The 18,068-nt window shown below is 40.1% G+C and carries 15 protein-coding genes; 6 read left to right on the top strand and 9 right to left on the bottom strand.

Annotated elements, in window-relative coordinates; translation table 11 throughout:
* The first annotated feature begins 89 nt into the window (after nt 1–89).
* Complete coding sequence (locus I6E80_RS18335) at nt 90–2,132, top strand: glycoside hydrolase family 97 protein (RefSeq protein ID WP_197186161.1); 2,043 nt, start codon at nt 90–92, stop codon at nt 2,130–2,132.
* Nucleotides 2,133–2,154: 22 nt separating this feature from the next.
* On the opposite strand, the gene envZ is transcribed toward I6E80_RS18335, so the two are convergent.
* Together envZ and ompR are read right to left on the bottom strand one after the other, a co-directional pair.
* Nucleotides 2,155–3,468: a two-component system sensor histidine kinase EnvZ gene (gene envZ, locus I6E80_RS18330; protein WP_197186160.1), complete on the bottom strand. Its 1,314-nt coding sequence runs from the start codon at nt 3,466–3,468 to the stop codon at nt 2,155–2,157.
* Nucleotides 3,469–3,473: 5 nt separating this feature from the next.
* Nucleotides 3,474–4,193 (bottom strand): two-component system response regulator OmpR, encoded by a 720-nt coding sequence (gene ompR / locus I6E80_RS18325; protein ID WP_002959552.1) that lies wholly within the window; start codon nt 4,191–4,193, stop codon nt 3,474–3,476.
* A gap of 195 nt (nt 4,194–4,388) precedes the next feature.
* On the opposite strand from ompR, the gene greB reads away from it, so the two are divergent.
* From greB to I6E80_RS18305, 4 genes are all read left to right on the top strand, one after another.
* Entirely contained in the window at nt 4,389–4,868 is a 480-nt protein-coding gene (gene greB / locus I6E80_RS18320; RefSeq protein WP_076925836.1) for a transcription elongation factor GreB, read from the top strand.
* A 116-nt stretch (nt 4,869–4,984) separates the two neighbouring features.
* Nucleotides 4,985–5,296 carry a hypothetical protein gene (locus I6E80_RS18315; RefSeq protein ID WP_024599664.1) on the top strand — a complete coding sequence of 104 codons (312 nt, stop codon included), beginning with the start codon at nt 4,985–4,987 and terminating at the stop codon, nt 5,294–5,296.
* Between the two features lie 50 nt (nt 5,297–5,346).
* A complete protein-coding gene (locus tag I6E80_RS18310) occupies nt 5,347–5,928 on the top strand; it encodes a CBS domain-containing protein (RefSeq protein WP_024599663.1) in 582 nt (193 codons plus the stop codon).
* Between the two features lie 168 nt (nt 5,929–6,096).
* A complete protein-coding gene (locus tag I6E80_RS18305; RefSeq protein WP_076925834.1) occupies nt 6,097–8,424 on the top strand; it encodes a Tex family protein in 2,328 nt (775 codons plus the stop codon).
* A gap of 70 nt (nt 8,425–8,494) precedes the next feature.
* Here the strand turns inward: I6E80_RS18305 and I6E80_RS18300 are convergent, their stop codons facing one another.
* The 3 genes from I6E80_RS18300 to bioH form a co-directional block, all read right to left on the bottom strand.
* The gene (locus I6E80_RS18300) at nt 8,495–9,355 is read right to left on the bottom strand and encodes a putative metalloprotease CJM1_0395 family protein (RefSeq protein WP_170072829.1); all 861 of its coding nucleotides are present in this window, start codon (nt 9,353–9,355) and stop codon (nt 8,495–8,497) included.
* 4 nt (nt 9,356–9,359) lie between these two features.
* Complete coding sequence (locus I6E80_RS18295) at nt 9,360–9,668, bottom strand: hypothetical protein (protein WP_197186159.1); 309 nt, start codon at nt 9,666–9,668, stop codon at nt 9,360–9,362.
* A gap of 90 nt (nt 9,669–9,758) precedes the next feature.
* Nucleotides 9,759–10,496, bottom strand: a complete 738-nt coding sequence (gene bioH / locus I6E80_RS18290; RefSeq protein WP_197186158.1) for a pimeloyl-ACP methyl ester esterase BioH — start codon at nt 10,494–10,496, stop codon at nt 9,759–9,761.
* A gap of 74 nt (nt 10,497–10,570) precedes the next feature.
* Between bioH and I6E80_RS18285 the strand changes: the two genes are divergently transcribed.
* Entirely contained in the window at nt 10,571–11,248 is a 678-nt protein-coding gene (locus I6E80_RS18285) for a ComF family protein (RefSeq protein ID WP_197186157.1), read from the top strand.
* Between the two features lie 9 nt (nt 11,249–11,257).
* Here the strand turns inward: I6E80_RS18285 and I6E80_RS18280 are convergent, their stop codons facing one another.
* From I6E80_RS18280 to I6E80_RS18265, 4 genes are all read right to left on the bottom strand, one after another.
* On the bottom strand, nt 11,258–13,378 hold the full coding sequence (locus I6E80_RS18280; protein ID WP_076925830.1) for a TonB-dependent receptor: 2,121 nt from the start codon (nt 13,376–13,378) through the stop codon (nt 11,258–11,260).
* An 83-nt stretch (nt 13,379–13,461) separates the two neighbouring features.
* Complete coding sequence (locus I6E80_RS18275) at nt 13,462–13,692, bottom strand: hypothetical protein (RefSeq protein WP_143475958.1); 231 nt, start codon at nt 13,690–13,692, stop codon at nt 13,462–13,464.
* A 176-nt stretch (nt 13,693–13,868) separates the two neighbouring features.
* Nucleotides 13,869–15,236, bottom strand: a complete 1,368-nt coding sequence (locus I6E80_RS18270; RefSeq protein ID WP_197186156.1) for an alkaline phosphatase PhoX — start codon at nt 15,234–15,236, stop codon at nt 13,869–13,871.
* Nucleotides 15,237–15,428: 192 nt separating this feature from the next.
* Nucleotides 15,429–17,981, bottom strand: coding sequence for a M14 family zinc carboxypeptidase (locus I6E80_RS18265; RefSeq protein ID WP_197186155.1), 2,553 nt, complete (start codon nt 17,979–17,981; stop codon nt 15,429–15,431).
* Between the last annotated feature and the right edge of the window lie 87 nt (nt 17,982–18,068).

Here is an 18,068-nt window from a genome sequence, read left to right as displayed (position 1 = left end):
AAAACATTGAATACGTATGTAGGCAGTCGTATTAATCATCAACAGTCATTATCCTTAAATGTCACCACCGACTCATCTAAGGACACACCATGAGAATTCCTGCACTTATGCTTTTAGCCTTTGCTAGTAATAGCTACGGACAAACCGTAGAGCTAAAATCGCCAAACACACAAATAACAGTAAGCATCTCTGACGAAAACAACACGCCAAGCTACGCAATAAAATTTAAAAACAAAGCGGTTATAAACAAATCTTTACTGGGGTTTGAATTTAAAACACAAGCGGCCTTTAGCGACGGCTTTAAAATTAAAAGCATTAAACAACAAAGCGTTAATACACAGTGGCAACAACCCTGGGGCGAGCGCCAAAATGTTGTTGACGAATATAACGAAGTAGCCATTACTTTTACAAAAAACGAGCCAAATAAAGGTACCTACACTATTCGATTTAAAGCATTTGATAGTGGGGTTGGATTTAGATACGAAGTACCACAACAAGTAGGCTTCGAACATACAGAAATAACCAAAGAGTTAACTGAATTTGCAATAAACAATAGCCATGATGCAACAGCATGGTGGATACCTGCTCGTGGCTGGAACCGCTACGAATATGTTTACAACACCACCCCACTTAACGAAGCTCCACTAGCCCACACACCATTTACGTTTAAAACAAGTGATGGTACTCATATTAGTATTCATGAAGCCGCACTTGTTGATTACGCAGGCATGGTACTTAATCAGCGTCGCTCTGGTACGTTTACTGCCGATTTAACGCCGTGGTCAGATGGTGTCGCCGTTAAAAAACAAGGTGCTTTTAAAACACCATGGCGCACCATTCAAATAGCCGACAGCGCTGTTGGCTTAGTTAATTCAGATATAATACTAAATCTAAACGAGCCTAATAAACTCGGTGACGTGTCGTGGGTTAAACCTGGTAAATATGTCGGTATTTGGTGGGGTATGCATATAAACACGCAAACTTGGGGTAGCGGTAAAAAACACGGCGCCACTACGCAAACCACAAAATACTATATGGATTTTGCAGCGCAGTATGGTTTTGATGGCGTACTCGTTGAAGGCTGGAATATTGGCTGGGATGGCGATTGGTATTTTAATGGCGATGTATTTAACTTTACCAAACCGTACGACGACTTTGATATAGCAGCGCTTACTCAGTACGGCAAAGAAAAAGGCGTACAACTCATTGGCCACCATGAAACATCAGGCAATGTAAGCAACTACCGTGACCAAATGGAAGATGCTTTTGCCCTTTACGAAAAATCAAACGTAAGCCAAGTAAAAACAGGTTATGTAGCCGATGGCGGAAATATAAAACGTATAGACAAAAACGGTATTGCTCGCCACGAATGGCATGACGGCCAGTTTATGGTTAACGAATACCTTTATAACGTAAAACTTGCAGCTAAACATAAAATTAGCATTAACACTCACGAGCCAATTAAAGATACAGGCCTGCGCCGTACTTATCCAAACTGGATTGCGCGCGAAGGCGCACGCGGACAAGAATACAATGCATGGGGTTCGCCACCTAACCCACCAGAGCATGTACCAATGCTTGCTTTTACCCGCATGCTATCTGGGCCGATGGATTTTACGCCAGGTATTTTTGATATGAGCTTTAATGGTTTAGGAGGCGATACAAACCGCCCACAAACCACTCTCGCCAAACAACTCGCACTTTACGTTGTTTTGTATAGTCCAATTCAAATGGCTGCCGACTTACCTAAAAACTACTTAGCTAAGCCCGATGCGTTTCAATTCATTCAAGACGTACCAACAGATTGGCAGCAAAGCATTGCTCTTGATGGTGAAGTGGGCGACTTTATTGTATTCGCTCGTAAAGAGCGTAAAAGCACTAAATACTCAGGAAACGATTGGTACTTAGGTGCTGTTACTGACGAAAAAGCCCGAACTATTGAGGTAAAACTCGACTTTTTAGAGCAAGGCAAAAAGTTCGAAGCGCAAATTTATAAAGATGGTAAAAACGCAGAGTGGAAAAATAATCCGTACGATATAGCTATCGAAAAACGTATTGTAACTACAGACGATAAACTAACGCTTGAGCTGGCCACCAGTGGCGGCACAGCTATTCGTTTTAAAGCACTTTAATATAATAAAACCCCTGCATTTACTATGCAGGGGTTAATACTTTTATTGGCAAATATACTTGTGCACTTAAACCGCCTTCTGGACGGTTTTCTAGTTTTACTTTACCGTCGTGCATATCAACAATGCGTTTAATAATAGCAAGACCTAAACCACTGCCTTCACTGCCACGTGCAGCATCGCCTTGTTTAAAGGGCTCAAATACAGACTCTAATTCGTTTTCAGGAATGCCGGGACCACTATCGTTTACAGCGATAACTACATACTTTTTGTTTGAATTAAAGTAGCTAAGTACTTCAATATTGCCCTCAGAATAACGCAGTGCATTACCAATCATATTGGTAATTACACGCTTAATAGCCACAGAGCTTAACGGTATATTGCCTATATTTGGATTACTTTTAAACGTTATAGTACGTTGATGCTGAAGCTCAGAATTGACAACCTCGGCAACTAAAGCATTTATATCTTCGCAACTTAGTTCTTCACGCTTATGGTGGCGTAGATACTCAATAAACTGATCAATAATCCCGTTCATGTCTTCTATATCGTAAATAATACCTTCACGAAGATAATCATCTTCATCAACCATCATTTCGGTGGCTAAACGAATACGCGTAAGCGGCGTACGTAAATCATGAGATACACCGGCCATTAGTAAACGGCGGTCGTTTTCGAGTGCGGCAATTCCGCGCGACATTTGGTTAAACGCACGCGTTACTTCTATTACCTCTGTTGAGCCTTGTTCTTCTAACTTAGTAGAAAAATCGCCTTTACCCACTTTCACAGCAGCTTGTTGCAGTGCTTTTAATGGCCTATTGAGGTGCCTTGCAAACAACCACCCACCCAGCACACTTAAAAAACCAATACTTGATAAGTAAAACGTTAAAAACTCTAAGTTATTCTCTTTAAAGCCTTTAAGCGGTACCTTTACCCAATAACCTGGTGCTTGCGGTGCTTCAACCCAATAAATCAACGGATCAGTTTGGCTAATACGTACACGAGAGTAACCACCAAGTTGCTCAGTCATACTACGCGATAGCATAGAATACTCGCGGCTTTGCCCAAGCCCTTGGCGCATTGCTTCTCGCTGAGTCATCACTTCAATGCCAGTGATTTCAAAAAACTTTGCAGATACTTCGTCGTTTATTTCAACGCCATCTTCCCAGTCAATAAATACCGTTTTAATTTGCTTAGCAAGCATCAAGTTAACTTGCTCAATGGTTGGTTTTACAACATAAAAACTAACCGTAACATAAGACACTATTTGATTTATGAGTAGCAGAGCCGCCACTAAAAAAACAGTTTGTCCAAAAGCACTGCGCGGAAACATGCCCATAAATATTACTTTTCACCGTCGGGAACAAACACATACCCCAAACCCCAAACGGTTTGAATATAACGTGGATTAGCAGCATCTACTTCAATCATGCGTCGAAGTCGCGACACTTGCACATCAATACTTCGCTCAAGCGCACTGTAATCACGCCCACGCGCTAAGTTCATTAGCTTATCGCGGCTAAGTGGCTCACGCGGATGCGAAACAAGCGCTTTAAGCACTGCAAACTCACCACTGGTAAGCGATATTGTTTTATCCCCTTCACTCATTTCGCGCGTTGCCAAATTAAGCGTAAATTTACCAAAAGCGATTAAGTTTTCTTCAGCAGCAGGTGCGCCTGGCACTTCTTTTGCGCGGCGACGTAAAATTGCTTTTATGCGAGCAAGTAGCTCACGTGGATTAAATGGTTTTGGAATGTAATCGTCAGCGCCAAGTTCAAGGCCAATAATGCGGTCTACTTCGTCGCCCTTTGCAGTAAGCATAACAATAGGAATTTCATTTTCTTTTTGGCGTAGACGGCGGCAAATCGATAAGCCATCCTCGCCCGGGAGCATTAAATCGAGAACCATTAAGTGAAAGTTTTCTCGCTCTAGGAGTCTATCCATTTGCTCCGAGTTTCCTGCGGTTCTAACAATAAAGCCTTGCTCTACTAAGTAACGTTCAAGCAAACTGCGTAAGCGCATATCGTCATCAACAACTAATACTTTTGTGGTTTCGTGTCCCATGATCTCTTTCTTATTTTTATATCCAATTACTAGTTAATATAAATGAAAAACTTAATAATCAAAAACTAATTACTTGCTTAGATTGTTACTGAACATTTCAAAGCTTACTTACTCGTACTTTATTATATTTTACGCTCGACAAGTTTTGACAAATTTAATAACGTGCACACCATTAGAGCTAATAAAGAATTCACCATGAAAACAAATTTAGTTACCCGCGAAGGTTACTTACAATTACAACAAGAACACGACCAACTATGGAACGTTAAACGCCCAGAAGTAACAAAAATAGTAAGCTGGGCAGCCAGCCTCGGAGATCGCTCTGAGAACGCAGACTATCAATATAACAAGCGTTTGCTACGCCAAATTGACCGTCGGGTACGCTATTTACGCAAACGCATACCTGATTTAAAAATCATCGATTACTCTCCCGTGCAAGATGGAAAAGTGTTTTTTGGTGCGTGGGTCGAAATTGAAAACGAAGAAGGTGAAGTTAAAAAATTCAGAATTGTAGGTCCTGATGAAATTTACGACCGTAAAGATTACATATCAATAGACTCACCTATGGCGCGGGCGCTGATAAAAAAACAAGTGGACGACGATTTTGAAGTACCTACTCCTCAGGGTAAAAAGCAGTGGTATGTAAACAGTATCGATTACCAAAAAAAGAAATAAAAAGTTTTGATTCAGATCATGTTAACTTTTGATTGTGTAAATTAAAGCAATAAGCTATAACTGAATTATTCAAGTTGATTTGTTTAATTTGAAAGCAGTTAATTAAGGTCGTGGTTATGTCAAACATAGTACAGCGCATATTTAGTAATGCCGTATTGTTTGCACTTTTAATGAGTGTAAGTTTGACGCTGCATGCCAGCAACACTGACGTAAACCTTGATAACGCTAAACTATCTAATCACTTTATTGCTTGTGATATTCCTGACCAAGCAAACCTCGATTTTGACGTAGACTCTCACGTTAATACTATTACCTTTAGGTCGCTTCAACCACTTCCTAATGTCGTAGATTCTTTTTATAAGAGTACCAATCTAAACAGACCTTTTAGCACTGCATACCAACGCGGACCACCTAGCTATTTAATTTAATTCATTATTTTACAACTTAATTAAATTTTATAACTACTAAGGTGACTACTATGTCTAACTTTAAAGAATTGCGTACTCAGAATGTTTCTCACGGCGTTATAGCAAGCACATTTGCAGATGACCAACCATTGATTGATTTATCATCTCCAGCGCTAAAAATGGTAAATAACTTTACTCAAAAAACGCCTATTCGTGCAGAACATACAACAACGATTACAGATGCACTTAAACAAGTTAGTGCACAACAATCTGATTTTGTTTTAGTAACCGACGAGAACCAAAAATTAATTGGCCTAGTTTCTAGCGCCGATTTACAAAGCTCTAAAATTACTATTATTGCAGAGCGCTTAAATATGCAACGAAGCGAAGTAAGCTTGCGCGATATTATGACACCAGTTAACCGTCTTACAGGTGTAAGCATGCAAAGCTTAAGCTATGCATGCATTGGTGATGCGCTGCAAACGATGGAGCATCAGGGCACAATGTTTTTATTAGTTACAACAGCAAGTAGCGAAATTTGTGGTCTAATTTCAGCTCGCCAAATAGCTAAAACATTACATATTCCACTGCATATTAGCCCTATTGCTCACTCTTTCAGTGAAGTATTAGAAAACATTGAGCACCCTCACTAGGGCGCTCTTTTAGTTGAATTGATTTACTCCCTTCCCAACCATCTTAAAGCAAGTGAAATAGCTTGCTTTAAGAGCTTTTTATTACTACCTCCTGTGATATTATTCAAGCAATTAACGGCGCCAGTAACACGCTTCTGGTCTTATTTTATTGTATAAAAAGGTTTTTGCATGAGCGATATCTCTGCACGTTTAGCCGGTGAGTTAAACGCACAGCAGCAACAGGTTGTTGCAGCTACAAAATTACTTGATGAAGGCGCAACTGTTCCTTTTATTGCCCGCTACAGAAAAGAAGTTACCGGTGGCCTAGACGACACCCAATTACGCCTTTTAGAACAACGTCTATCGTACTTACGTGAACTAGAAGAACGCCGTAGTTTTATTTTATCGACCATCGAATCGCAAAATAAATTAACGCCAGAGCTAAGTGCCGATATAACTAATGCACAAAGTAAAACTGAACTTGAAGATTTATACCTACCTTATAAAGCTAAGCGCCGTACTAAAGGCCAAATAGCAATTGAAGCTGGTTTAGAGCCTCTTGCAGATGCACTATTTAAAGATGCTAACCTTGACCCAGAGCAACAAGCCGAGCAATTTGTAAGTGCTGAAAAAGGCTTTGCAGATACAAAAGCGGTACTTGAAGGCGCTAAATTTATCTTAATGGAGCGCTTTGCTGAAGACGCAAAATTACTTGCTAAATTTAGAAGTCACATAAGCCAAAACGGTGCAATTGAAAGCACCGTAATTAAAGGCCAAGAGCAAGCTGGTGCAAAATACCGTGATTACTTTGAGCATCAAGAACTTCTCAAAAAAGTACCTTCTCACCGTGCGCTTGCTATGCTTAGAGCCCGAAATGAAGGTGTACTTCAGTTAAATGTTAACCCAGAGCCTAGCGCTGAAAATTCAGCGCAACTATGTGCCAACATGATTGCGGAGCATTACCGTTTAGATATTAAATATAAAGCGGCAAGTCCTTGGTTATTAAATGTTGTGCAATGGGCGTGGAAAATTAAGTTAGGGTTGCACCTAGAGAATGAATTTTTTGCAGCAATGCGCGAAAAAGCAGAAGCTGGTGCAATCGACGTATTTGCCAAAAACTTAAAAGATTTATTAATGGCAGCACCTGCCGGCCCTCGTACTACTTTAGGTCTTGATCCAGGCCTTCGTACTGGCTGTAAGATTGCCGTTGTTGATAGCACAGGTAAATTACTAGCTACACAAACTATTTTCCCTCATGCTCCACAAAATCATTGGGATAAATCAGTGCGTACGTTAGAGCAACTTTGTCGTCAGCATAAAGTTGAGCTAATTGCGATTGGTAACGGTACTGCATCACGCGAATCAGATAAGTTGGTTGCTGAGCTTATGAAAGCAAACAGCGAACTTAAACTTAGTAAAATTATGGTTAGCGAAGCCGGCGCATCGGTTTACTCAGCTTCTGAATTTGCAGCTAATGAATTTCCAGATTTAGATGTTTCTATACGAGGGGCTGTCTCTATTGCGCGCCGCCTTCAAGATCCACTTGCTGAACTTGTTAAAATTGAGCCAAAATCAATTGGTGTTGGCCAATACCAACACGATGTATCGCAAAGCCAATTAGGCCAAAGCCTTATTTCAGTAGTTGAAGACTGTGTAAACTCAGTAGGTGTAGATTTAAACATGGCATCGGTACCGCTACTTACACGCGTATCTGGTTTGAACAAAACATTAGCGCAAAATATCGTTAATTATCGCGATGCTAACGGCACTTTTACTAAACGTAGTGAGCTTAAAAAGGTTGAGCGTTTAGGTCCAAAAGCATTTGAACAAGCGGCTGGGTTTTTACGTATTAACAATGGTAGCGATCCACTAGATAACTCATCAGTTCACCCTGAAGCTTATCCTGTTGTTAAACGTATTTGTGAACGCAATAGCGTAGATGTCAGTAATCTAATTGGTAACAGCGACTTTTTAACTAAACTTGCTGCTAACGATTACACTGACGAAAAATTTGGCTTACCAACCGTTACCGACATTATTACTGAGCTTGATAAACCAGGTCGCGATCCGCGTCCTGAATTTAAAACAGCTGAGTTTAAAGCTGGCGTTGAAAAAATTAGCGACCTAAAACCAGGTATGATTTTAGAAGGCGTGGTTTCAAACGTTGCTAACTTTGGTGCATTTGTTGATGTAGGTGTTCACCAAGATGGTTTAGTGCATATTTCAGCAATCACGAATAAATTTATATCAGACCCACGCGAAGTAGTAAAAGCGGGCGATATTGTAAAAGTGAAAGTAGTTGAAGTAGACGCTGCACGTAAACGCATAAGCTTTACTATGCGTTTAGATGACGATATTGATACAAGTAATAAGTCAGCAGCTCCAGCTACGCAAAAACCACAAGCACGTGCTAATAATTCACAACCTCGTGCTGCAAAGCCTAAACGTGACAACGGTAATGCGTTAATGGGTAATGCATTTGCCGATGCGTTCGCTAATGCTAAAGTGAAAAAATAATACTTGTACAGCTAAGCTAAAACGAAAAAAACCGCGTAAGCGGTTTTTTTGTGTTCATTTTACGAAGTTATTAACCATACGCCGAAAAGCCACTTTCACTTTGTGGTGAACTCGTCATTTGATAAAAATTGGCAATGCGCCCAGCTCGAGCTTCCACATCGGCATCGCGAGATTGCTCTGTATTCGTGTCGCTTTCTGATTCTGCAGTGCTGGTTTCGTTGGCTGAAAGCTTGTTACTTTGCTCATCGTCTTCGCTTTGCTCTTCTTCTGGCATCGCAAGTTCAGCTTGAGCAGCTGCCATTTTTTGTGTTGCATCAGCTGCTATTGATCTATCAGCTCCCGATGGTTCTGCAGGCGCTAATGCGGCAGCCCGCACGGTTTGCATCTTATCGATGGTGGCTTGCGGATCATTGGGGACTTCAGATACATCAATTTGTACCTCACCACTTACGGCATAGTTGGTGCCATCTGGACCGCGCTCATAACCATAGCTAGGCGATCCTGCATGTTGCCCGCCAACAGCAGCATGAGCTTGTTCGTGTACACGTACTTCTGTATCACGGGCTTTAAGTTCTTTAATTTGCTGTTGTTCTTGTTCGAGCTGTTGCTCTTCTTGCTCAGTTTCTTGTTGAGACGCTTCTTGTTCGGCATCTTGATCGGCACTCTCTGAATTTTCTGAGTTGCCTTCACGCTGCTCAATTGCTTTATCGTCAGCTAGTTTACCGGTAGCATCGTAAGTAGATACATCACTATTATTGCCTGGAAGTTTGGCTTTTTCAGCATCACTTTGCGCTTTGGTTTCTGTATTGCTTGCGCTACTAGATGCGGGAGCAGGAATAACTTCGCGTAGTTGGTTGTCACGCCGTGCAGTTTCCGTATAAACATTTGCAGTGTTTATATTGATAGACGGAAATGGCGTGACAATATTCATAATACTAAACTTTAATATCGATTAACGTGCCAAGTACATCATCGGCCGTTTGAATTGATTGCGTGTTTGCCTTAGCATTAAACTCTTCAACTTTTAAGTTAACAAGCGCTTCATCAACACGAGCTAGTTGTGCTACTGGTGCAGTAACAGCTTCTTCAGGGCGTGCTGCGCTAAGCTGACGTTGCTGCGCTAATTGTGCATCATCTTGCTGTTCTATACTGGCACGGTTAATCTCAGCACTGGCTTTTTCAATACCTTGGCTAGCGCGATTAAACCCTTCTACACCACTGTTAAATACAGATCCGATTGGCATATTAAAATCTCCACCAAATAAACATTGTTTAATTATCGCTCAGGTTCTGCTCAAAATAAAGCTTTAAACAGGGCTATTCTTAGCTCTATTTTAAAGCATTGATTTAACGACAGATAAAAACTCACTTTTATGAGAAATAAATGGTGCGTGCGACGCTTTATCTAGTACTTCGTATTCAAACTCAGTATTTAGTGCTGACATTTCACTAATTGCTTTATAAGGCACTAAGGCATCAAGTCGACCAAATACTCCTTTGATAGGTACTGGGCAATGAGCAAATAAATCACGTAAATCGTCGTTTTGTAAAATATCCAAGCCAGTACTCAGCGCTTCGACTTTTGGCGCACTATATTGGTTTAATAATTGTTTAAGTTGCTTTATATCATCACGTGCCGACTCGCTACCCATTGCTTGAATAGCTAAAAAGCGATCTATGGTTTTTTCTCTGTGATTAACTAATTGTTCTTTAAATTGGGTAAGTACTTTTGCTTTTATTCCGGGCCAATTATCTGCCTCCGCAAAAAAAGGAGTCGATGCAATTAAAATAACTTTTGATACTTTTTCAGGCCAATGCTTTGCAATATAAAGTGCAAATAATCCACCTAACGACCACCCCATTAAAATGCTCTTCGGCTTTAACTGCTTACTTAAAGTTTCTGCTGCATCATGCAAATTATAAGGGCTTGGGCAAACATGGCTATTACCAAACCCAGGTAGGTCAAGGCTACGTACACTTCCTGAATATAAAAACTCAAGTTCTGGCTGTACTAACTGCCATACGCCCTGATTCATTCCCCAACCATGTAATAACACTAACTCATTTTGCATATTTGCCTAACCTTTACCAAACTTAGGCTCATCATAACGTTTAAAAAGGCGATTGCAATGCAAGGAGCGAGTCAGTGAAACAAGCCGTTTTAAATTGGTTATTTCCCTCTTATTGCATGCAATGTCAAAATACGATTACGACCTCTTTAGGGCTTTGTGATTATTGCCTTGAAGATTTACCGTTATTTGATTTTAGTAAGCATAAGAATTTACTGCATCGACCCGATATTGTTGAGATGTTTCCTAATTGCGAGTTTGATAAATTATTTGCCTGTGCTTTTTATCAACCTCCTTTTGAACATTGGCTTAAAAAGCTAAAATTTAATAATCAAATTCATTATAAAAAGGCATTGCAGCAAGTTATACAAAAACAATTAACGCAGTTTTTTGAGCAAAGCCCTACTTTGCCAGATACCTTTATTATTTTACCTCTTCATAAAAGCCGATTCATTACTCGCGGGTTTAATCAGGTAAGCCAAGTTTGGCGACCATGTTTAGATAATTACGCACCACTGAGTAACGTACTTATTCGCAATAAAAAAACACAAGCTCAGTCGGAGCTATCTAAAGCAAAGCGTATTAAAAACTTAAAAAATGCCTTTATTTGTACAGAGGATATGGGCGGTAAAACAGTCGCTATTGTTGATGATGTGATGACGACAGGGGCAACACTTAATGCGGCTACACACGCCCTAAAGCAAGCCGGCGCTAAACACGTTTGGGCTTTTACAACGTGTTTAACGCCAATTTAGTTTTAACGATTAAAAACGAGCTCTTATACCTAGGCTAACTGAACGACCAGGTAGAGGTGCCTCATCTTTTAAGTATGACGAATGTACCCGCCCTTCTTTATCAGCTAAATTCTCGCCTTTAATATAAATAGTCATATCAACATCGCCTAAATCAAGATAATAATTAGCTGAAGCAGAAAGCATAGTATAACCATCTGTATTAGTTTCATTTTCGGCTATTTTATCTTGCTTACTGTTACGGATAACTTCTACTTCAGTATGCCAATTTCCATACTCGTAGTGCACAGATGATCCAAATCTCATTGGTGGTATTCTTGGTACATTACCGCCTGCATCTAATTTAGCGCGTGTATAATCGGTAAAAACTTCTAAGCGCCAGTCATCATTTAAATGCCAATCAACTTGTGCCTCGTAGCCGTATAAGCGTGCGTCTTGCTGTGCAAACAACACAACAGGTAAGCCATCGGTTTCTTCATCTGGCTCACCTGATATAGCCACTTGCTCCTCAAAGTCAGCTGATGTGATAAAGGCACCATCGCTGATAACTAAATCTGTAAAATCTTCAAAAATATAATTATTAATCTCATTATTAAACACACTAACGCTGGCATTCCATGTATCTGCATTGTAACGATAAGTAATGTCTAAATTATTTGAGACCTCTTTGTCCATACTGTCACCAGTTTGCACAACATTATATTGACCGTTGTCGTCGTTAAGCTCAAACCCACCGCCTATTTCATAAGTACCCGATCCAATATGAGGACCATATGCATATATTTCTGAAGCCGATGGTGCACGTTGTGAATAGGCATAATTAAAAGCAAGTGAGTGTTTATCGTCAATACTCCAAACCACTCCAGCAGAGCCTGATACGGCTGTGTAATCTTTGTTGTCGAATGAAACAATATTTGATCCACTTAACTCAGTAAAAAATTCATTATTTACATTATGCGTTAATTGTTCAACACGCGTACCAACTTGCCATAGCAGTGAACCCACCTCTTTTTCTTCCATTAAAAATGCGGCAATACTGTCTGTTTTTGTTGGTGGAGTAAACGCTTCTTCACCTATCGCTTCAAAGTCGCTTTTGTTGTAATGCAAACCAACAATACCTTTCCAACCATAAACAGGTGCATGTTCAGCCCATAACCTTGACTCTATACTTTCGTTTTTAAAAGTAGTGCCAATTTCAGCACCTTCGATTTCAGAATGCTCATAGTCTGTATACGCATTTTGCCAATGCACTGCTTTAATAAAACCATCGAGATTATTCCAATCAACAACCCCTTGGTAGCGGTTTTGATTTAGCTTTATAAATACCCCCTCTTCACCCGGTAAACCGTATTCAGAGTCCATATGGCCATACGCAAGAGCAACTCGGGTATCATCTGTTATCCAACCAGCACCAAAATTATAACCGCTGGCATCAATAGCTGAGTTAGCAAGTGTAGTGCTGCCACCGTCTTCATCTATATTTGCCGGCACTGGGATTTTATAATCATCGGTTTTTCGGGTATATCCATCAATATGGAAAGCGAAATCACCTGAACCTGCATTTAAATCTGTTGAAACGGTGTTAGCATCTGCAACATTATCGTATTGTGCAAACACTTCACCACTCACCCCTTCTTGTCTTTGTGTGGGCAGTCGGTTATCAACCACATTTACCACCCCACCAATTGCACCACTTCCGTATAAAAGCGTGGCTGGTCCTCTTAAAACTTCAATTTGGGTTGCTGTAGAGGTTTCGGTAGAAACTTGGTGATCGGGTCCTACGCGCGATGCATCAGAGGCACCTAAACCATTTTGCACAACCTTAATTCGCGGTCCATCTAGGCCACGAATAATGGGGCTACTTGCAACAGGACCAAAGTAAGAGCTATGTACTCCAGGTACATTCTTTAAAGTATCACCTAACGTTGCAGCTTGGTTTTGATCTAGCGCTTCACCACTCAAAATGGTTACAGGTGTACTTGATTCAAGCACGGTGCGCTTTAGTGGAGAAGCTGTAATCAACACTCTTTCTATATCTGTTTCATCTTTTTGAATGTTTTTGTCAGCTGCATATGCCGTGCTACTCATTGCTGTTAATAAGGCAATCACTAAAGGCGAATAATTATTTTTCATGTCGTTATCTCTAAAAATACACAATAAAACTCACTCGCTATCATTAAATAACGAGCGTTTGAAATACGTTTAACTGGTTAGCTTTAAAGAACGACGGGTGGGTCTCTGTTACCTGTAATTGCAAAAAATACACTGTAAAAGTGCTGAGTATTTAACTTTGTAAAGGAGAAATAATGAACGTCTGACTCAAACAGAGTCACTTTAGCGGGTATAGAATCTTCTAAATCAAGAGAGCTTAAGCATAGCTCACATTCTTGACCCGTTTTTAATGCGTGAGAGGTGTCGTGCCAAGCAGAAAAAACACTGAATAGCACAACAAACACTAATATATATTTTAATAGTGTTGTTTGGTTTCTAAGTGAATGTAATGTAAATCTCAGCATGATAGATATAATATAACGTTACTGATATTTATGTCGATAGATTAATTTACTTTTTATCTACTTCGCATATAGACCCTGTTAAAAAATCTCTCAACAGGGTCTATCTTTTATACTTTAAAGCTATCCCATGGACCTGTAATAGCAAGTGTTTTAGTGGGTGAATATACGTTTACAAATAGCGTGTTACCATCAGGTGAAAAGCACGCGCCAGCAAGCTCTGTTTGCGCGGTTAAGCGAGCAAAGGTATACACATCTCCGCTAGGTGTTACACCACGTAAATGATTGTCTACTACGTCGGTATATTGATCTTCACATACGATTAAGTGCCCATTAGGTGCAACCGTTAAATTATCACCAAAATTAAACAACGATTTATCTTCACTTTCTACAAATAATTGCATTGTCCCTGGTGATGAGCTTTCATTCTCTTTGCCTTCAAACTCTGAGGGTTGGTATTTCATAACTTGCCCAAGTTGTTTTTTACCGCCATTAGTACAGCAAAAATAAAGCTCTTTATCACCCCAGTGCACACCTTCACCTCGAGCAAAAAGTGCAGCACCTTGCTTATGTCCACGTATTCTTAAATCATCTTTAGGGCTTTGTGGTTCATCTAAATCAACCCACTCAACATCAAAACTGGTATGTAGAGGCATTATTGCTTCACTCCAATTTCGAGTATCAAACTGTGGAGTACTCTTTATAGCCATCGCTTGCAACTTGCCGCCGTTTTTAAGCTTGCCGTATTCATTAGGAATAAAACGATAAAATAAGCTATCCCCTCTGTCTTCAGTAAGATAAACAATGCCTGTACGTGGATCTATTGCAGCCGCTTCATGATTAAAGCGCCCCATTTCAACAAGCGGCTCTGGTTTTACCAAACCTTTTGCCGTTGCGGGCACTTCAAATATGTAACCGTGAGATTTACCTAATCCATCAGCCTGATCCGTAACGGTTTCTTCACACGTAAGCCAACTTCCCCAAGGAGTAATACCACCAGAGCAATTACGTATTGTTCCGCAGAGCGATAGAAATTCTTGTTCTTTTTTATGCTCTTTAATATTGTAAATAATGTGGCTTGTACCACCAGGGAGCGCTACACCATCATTAAATATATCGTAAGCTAAAGGCGTTTTATGCAACTTAATACTTGTTGCCGCCTGCTTAATATTTTTTGGTGAAAGCTCATGGTTACGTACCAATGCCACTCTTTCATTATCAAGCGCAATACACCCCATACCATCGGCTTTATCTGGCACAGATAAGCCATCGTCCATTTTATCGCCCAGTTGAGAAATAACGCGGTAACTAAAACCTGCAGGTAAATCGAGTAATTTATTAGAGTCAGGAATTAAAGAACCATATGCCAATACACTATCGGTCAAGTTAGCTAAAGTAACTTTACCAAATGCACTTCGGGAAAGACCAATAAATGCGAGTGTGCCAGCACTCAAAATAAACTGTCTTCTGGAAATCATATTTAAGCCCTGTAAAGGTAATACTTTTAAATGAAGGTAGATAATAAATTAAAAATAATTATAAAAACGCACTCGGGCTATAAATTCATGAAAATGTCATATAGCAAGCAGGGAGGTAATATAATTAATAACTAAAAGTCATTAAACAAAAAACAGGCTATATAAAAGCCTGTTTTTAAATTCAAAAAGTAATTATTGTTCGCCATTTGCCCTAAAGGTATGTCCAAAAAATAGAGCATTGCTTAGTAACCTGCTAGTACCATACCAGTAACCTCTAAATACAGGGTCGTCGGTCATGCCGATTACTGTACCTCGCCCGTACGAGTGTGCAATTAAGCCTGCGCCGCCAGCAACCTGCTCAACATTAACAGCATCGGTAAAACCCGCTAACAGTGGCTTTTTAGTATACATAAGTACATTTATAAACGGTGCGTCTGACGCTTCAAGTAGCCACGTGCTATTTTTAAATACGGGCAATGTATTGCGATTAAGTGAAAATGTAAGCGGGTGTGTTAAGTCTACATTAGTATTAAAAATGGCACCTGCAATGCGCTGACGCCCTGCTAAATGATCTTTATCACCATAACTTAAACCTGTCGTATTAAATGCACTCGCTACATCTTGTCGTGATAGGTAGCTTGCTTTGAGTAATTGCTGATCTGCTAAAAATTTAGCGCCGCCTTTGTGACCCCAAATAACGCCGCCTTTTCTTACCCAGCTTTTGATAGCCACTTTGTCGGTATCAGATAAGCTATTGTAATTGCCATGAGCAAGCACAATATGGCTGTAGTCACTTAATTCGAGTGAGCTTAAGCGGTTCATTTCAACAATTGTTGGTGCAACACCTACAAAACGATCTAGGTAATACCATACCTCGCCGACTTCGTACTGGCTTGCGCCTAGCCCGCCAATAAGCAGTACTTTTGGAGCACTAACAACCGCCATTGATCGCGACCCTAAATCGGCTCCTTTACTTGTTAAGCCTGATGTAATTGGTTTAATTGCAATACCAAACTCATTTTGTGCTTTATTTAGCAGAGTAATCCAATCTGTATTTGTTTGTAGTCCTGCCGGTATAATAATACTTCCAGGTTTAAAATTAATTTCTTCTGATGTTGATTTAGCCGTTAACGCTTTTAGCGCTACACGTGCTTTTATACCTTGCTGTAATAGGCTATTTAACATTTTAGGTGCTAAATAATCATCCCACGAAAAACCAAATGCGTAACCCTCGGTGAGTGGAGAAAATGATGGGGTTGCTACTTTTTCCCATGCTTTATCAGCAACCTTTAATCCCCAACTACTTTTAACTTTAGAAAATGGCAGATTAAACGCATGCGCTAATGTCCAGCCTGATACATCGTAAAAAGTATTATCAGTAAAGTTTTTTTGCTCACTAAAAACCGCTTTTACCAAACGGTATTGTGGCTGCGCTAATGGTACAAAGTAGCTATGCGTACTGAAATTCTTACCATCTGCTTTTAATGATTTAGTAAGTGGGTAAGCGTTAATTTGATGCTGCTTTAACAATTCTAAAAAATGCTCAATACGGGTGTTGTCACTTGCACCTTCAACAACATAGCCTTCAAAGCTTTCATCACTGGCTAAATCAGCTGCCTGATTATAAAACTTAGCTTGGTAATCAAGTAAAGCAGTTCGGTTATCAACAGCCGCCTTAAAGGTTGATAAGCTCGTTAATAACTGATTTTTAATAGTAAAAGGAAAAGTCAGTGTACCGTTTATGGTTTCTTGCACATGTCCGCGAGAGCTGGCTTGCTCAAATAAAATACCGACACCACCATTTACATCAGGATAGGTTGAACCTTTACCGTAATAGAAGTCATCAAAGCTTTCTTCGGTAAAGTACAGTGCGTTGTTTTTATCTAACGTTTTTGCGTGATAGTTAGCAATCGCTTTGGTTAAAGTTACATTTTCATCCGGTGTTATTGGGTGTTTACGGCTTGGAATACCTGGTTGAAAAAAGTAACTGCTATTAGGCCCCATTTCATGAAAATCGGTTAAGACATTTGGTTTCCACTGATGAAATTTGGCAATACGCGCGCGCGATTCAGGATGTTGTAGTAATAACCAGTCACGATTTAAATCAAACCAGTAATGGTTAGTACGGCTACTTGGCCAGTTTTCAACATGCTCACGGGTTTTAGGGTCACTTGATAAGTTCATGCCTCGGTTACTGTTGGCCCAATTAGCAAAACGAGCAAGCCCGTCAGGATTAAGTGAAGGGTCGAGTAAAATAACCGTGTTATTTAATAGCTCATCTATTTCAGTACCTTGTGCAGCAGCTAAGTAATATGCCACCAGCAAAGATGAGTTACTACCTGATGACTCATTGCCATGAACACTGTACCCCATCCATACAACGGCAGGATCGTCTTGTGCCTTACCACTGTTATTACTTAAGCGTGCTAAGTGAGCTTGGCGTGTCTGCTCTATGTTTGATAACTTATCAGCAGCAGTAATTGTTAGCATTACTAACGGGCGTTGTTCATGCGTGCGGCCAATCACCTCAAAATTTATACGGTCGCTTTTATCAGCAAGTATTTCCATATAACGTACGAGCTGATCGTGTCTCACGTGCCACTCTCCTACTTCGTAACCGAGTACTTGCTCAGGAGTAGGAATTGAAGGGTCAAATTTTACATCTTGTTCAAAATAATACGAAAGTGGCTTAGCTACACTTGAAAAGCTAAGCAACACCACCATTAATGTTAATACCAAACGCATATAAATCACTCAAAAAATGTTCGTTGTTTGCACGCTACCATTGCTTAAAATAGATGCCAACTTTTTACGCTCAACACTAGCCGCAAC

This window comes from Pseudoalteromonas sp. NSLLW218 (assembly GCF_015864775.1).
Lineage (GTDB): Bacteria > Pseudomonadota > Gammaproteobacteria > Enterobacterales > Alteromonadaceae > Pseudoalteromonas.
The sequence above is the reverse complement of the archived record's forward strand: the minus strand, read 5'-3'. Positions and strand labels throughout refer to the sequence as shown.

Coding starts and splice junctions, on each gene's coding strand:
- I6E80_RS18335 (WP_197186161.1), top strand. CDS start 90: ATGAGAATTCCTGCACTTATGCTTTTAGCCTTTGCTAGTAATAGCTAC.
- envZ (WP_197186160.1), bottom strand. CDS start 3,468: ATGGGCATGTTTCCGCGCAGTGCTTTTGGACAAACTGTTTTTTTAGTG.
- ompR (WP_002959552.1), bottom strand. CDS start 4,193: ATGGGACACGAAACCACAAAAGTATTAGTTGTTGATGACGATATGCGC.
- greB (WP_076925836.1), top strand. CDS start 4,389: ATGAAAACAAATTTAGTTACCCGCGAAGGTTACTTACAATTACAACAA.
- I6E80_RS18315 (WP_024599664.1), top strand. CDS start 4,985: ATGTCAAACATAGTACAGCGCATATTTAGTAATGCCGTATTGTTTGCA.
- I6E80_RS18310 (WP_024599663.1), top strand. CDS start 5,347: ATGTCTAACTTTAAAGAATTGCGTACTCAGAATGTTTCTCACGGCGTT.
- I6E80_RS18305 (WP_076925834.1), top strand. CDS start 6,097: ATGAGCGATATCTCTGCACGTTTAGCCGGTGAGTTAAACGCACAGCAG.
- I6E80_RS18300 (WP_170072829.1), bottom strand. CDS start 9,355: ATGAATATTGTCACGCCATTTCCGTCTATCAATATAAACACTGCAAAT.
- I6E80_RS18295 (WP_197186159.1), bottom strand. CDS start 9,668: ATGCCAATCGGATCTGTATTTAACAGTGGTGTAGAAGGGTTTAATCGC.
- bioH (WP_197186158.1), bottom strand. CDS start 10,496: ATGCAAAATGAGTTAGTGTTATTACATGGTTGGGGAATGAATCAGGGC.
- I6E80_RS18280 (WP_076925830.1), bottom strand. CDS start 13,378: ATGAAAAATAATTATTCGCCTTTAGTGATTGCCTTATTAACAGCAATG.
- I6E80_RS18270 (WP_197186156.1), bottom strand. CDS start 15,236: ATGATTTCCAGAAGACAGTTTATTTTGAGTGCTGGCACACTCGCATTT.
- I6E80_RS18265 (WP_197186155.1), bottom strand. CDS start 17,981: ATGCGTTTGGTATTAACATTAATGGTGGTGTTGCTTAGCTTTTCAAGT.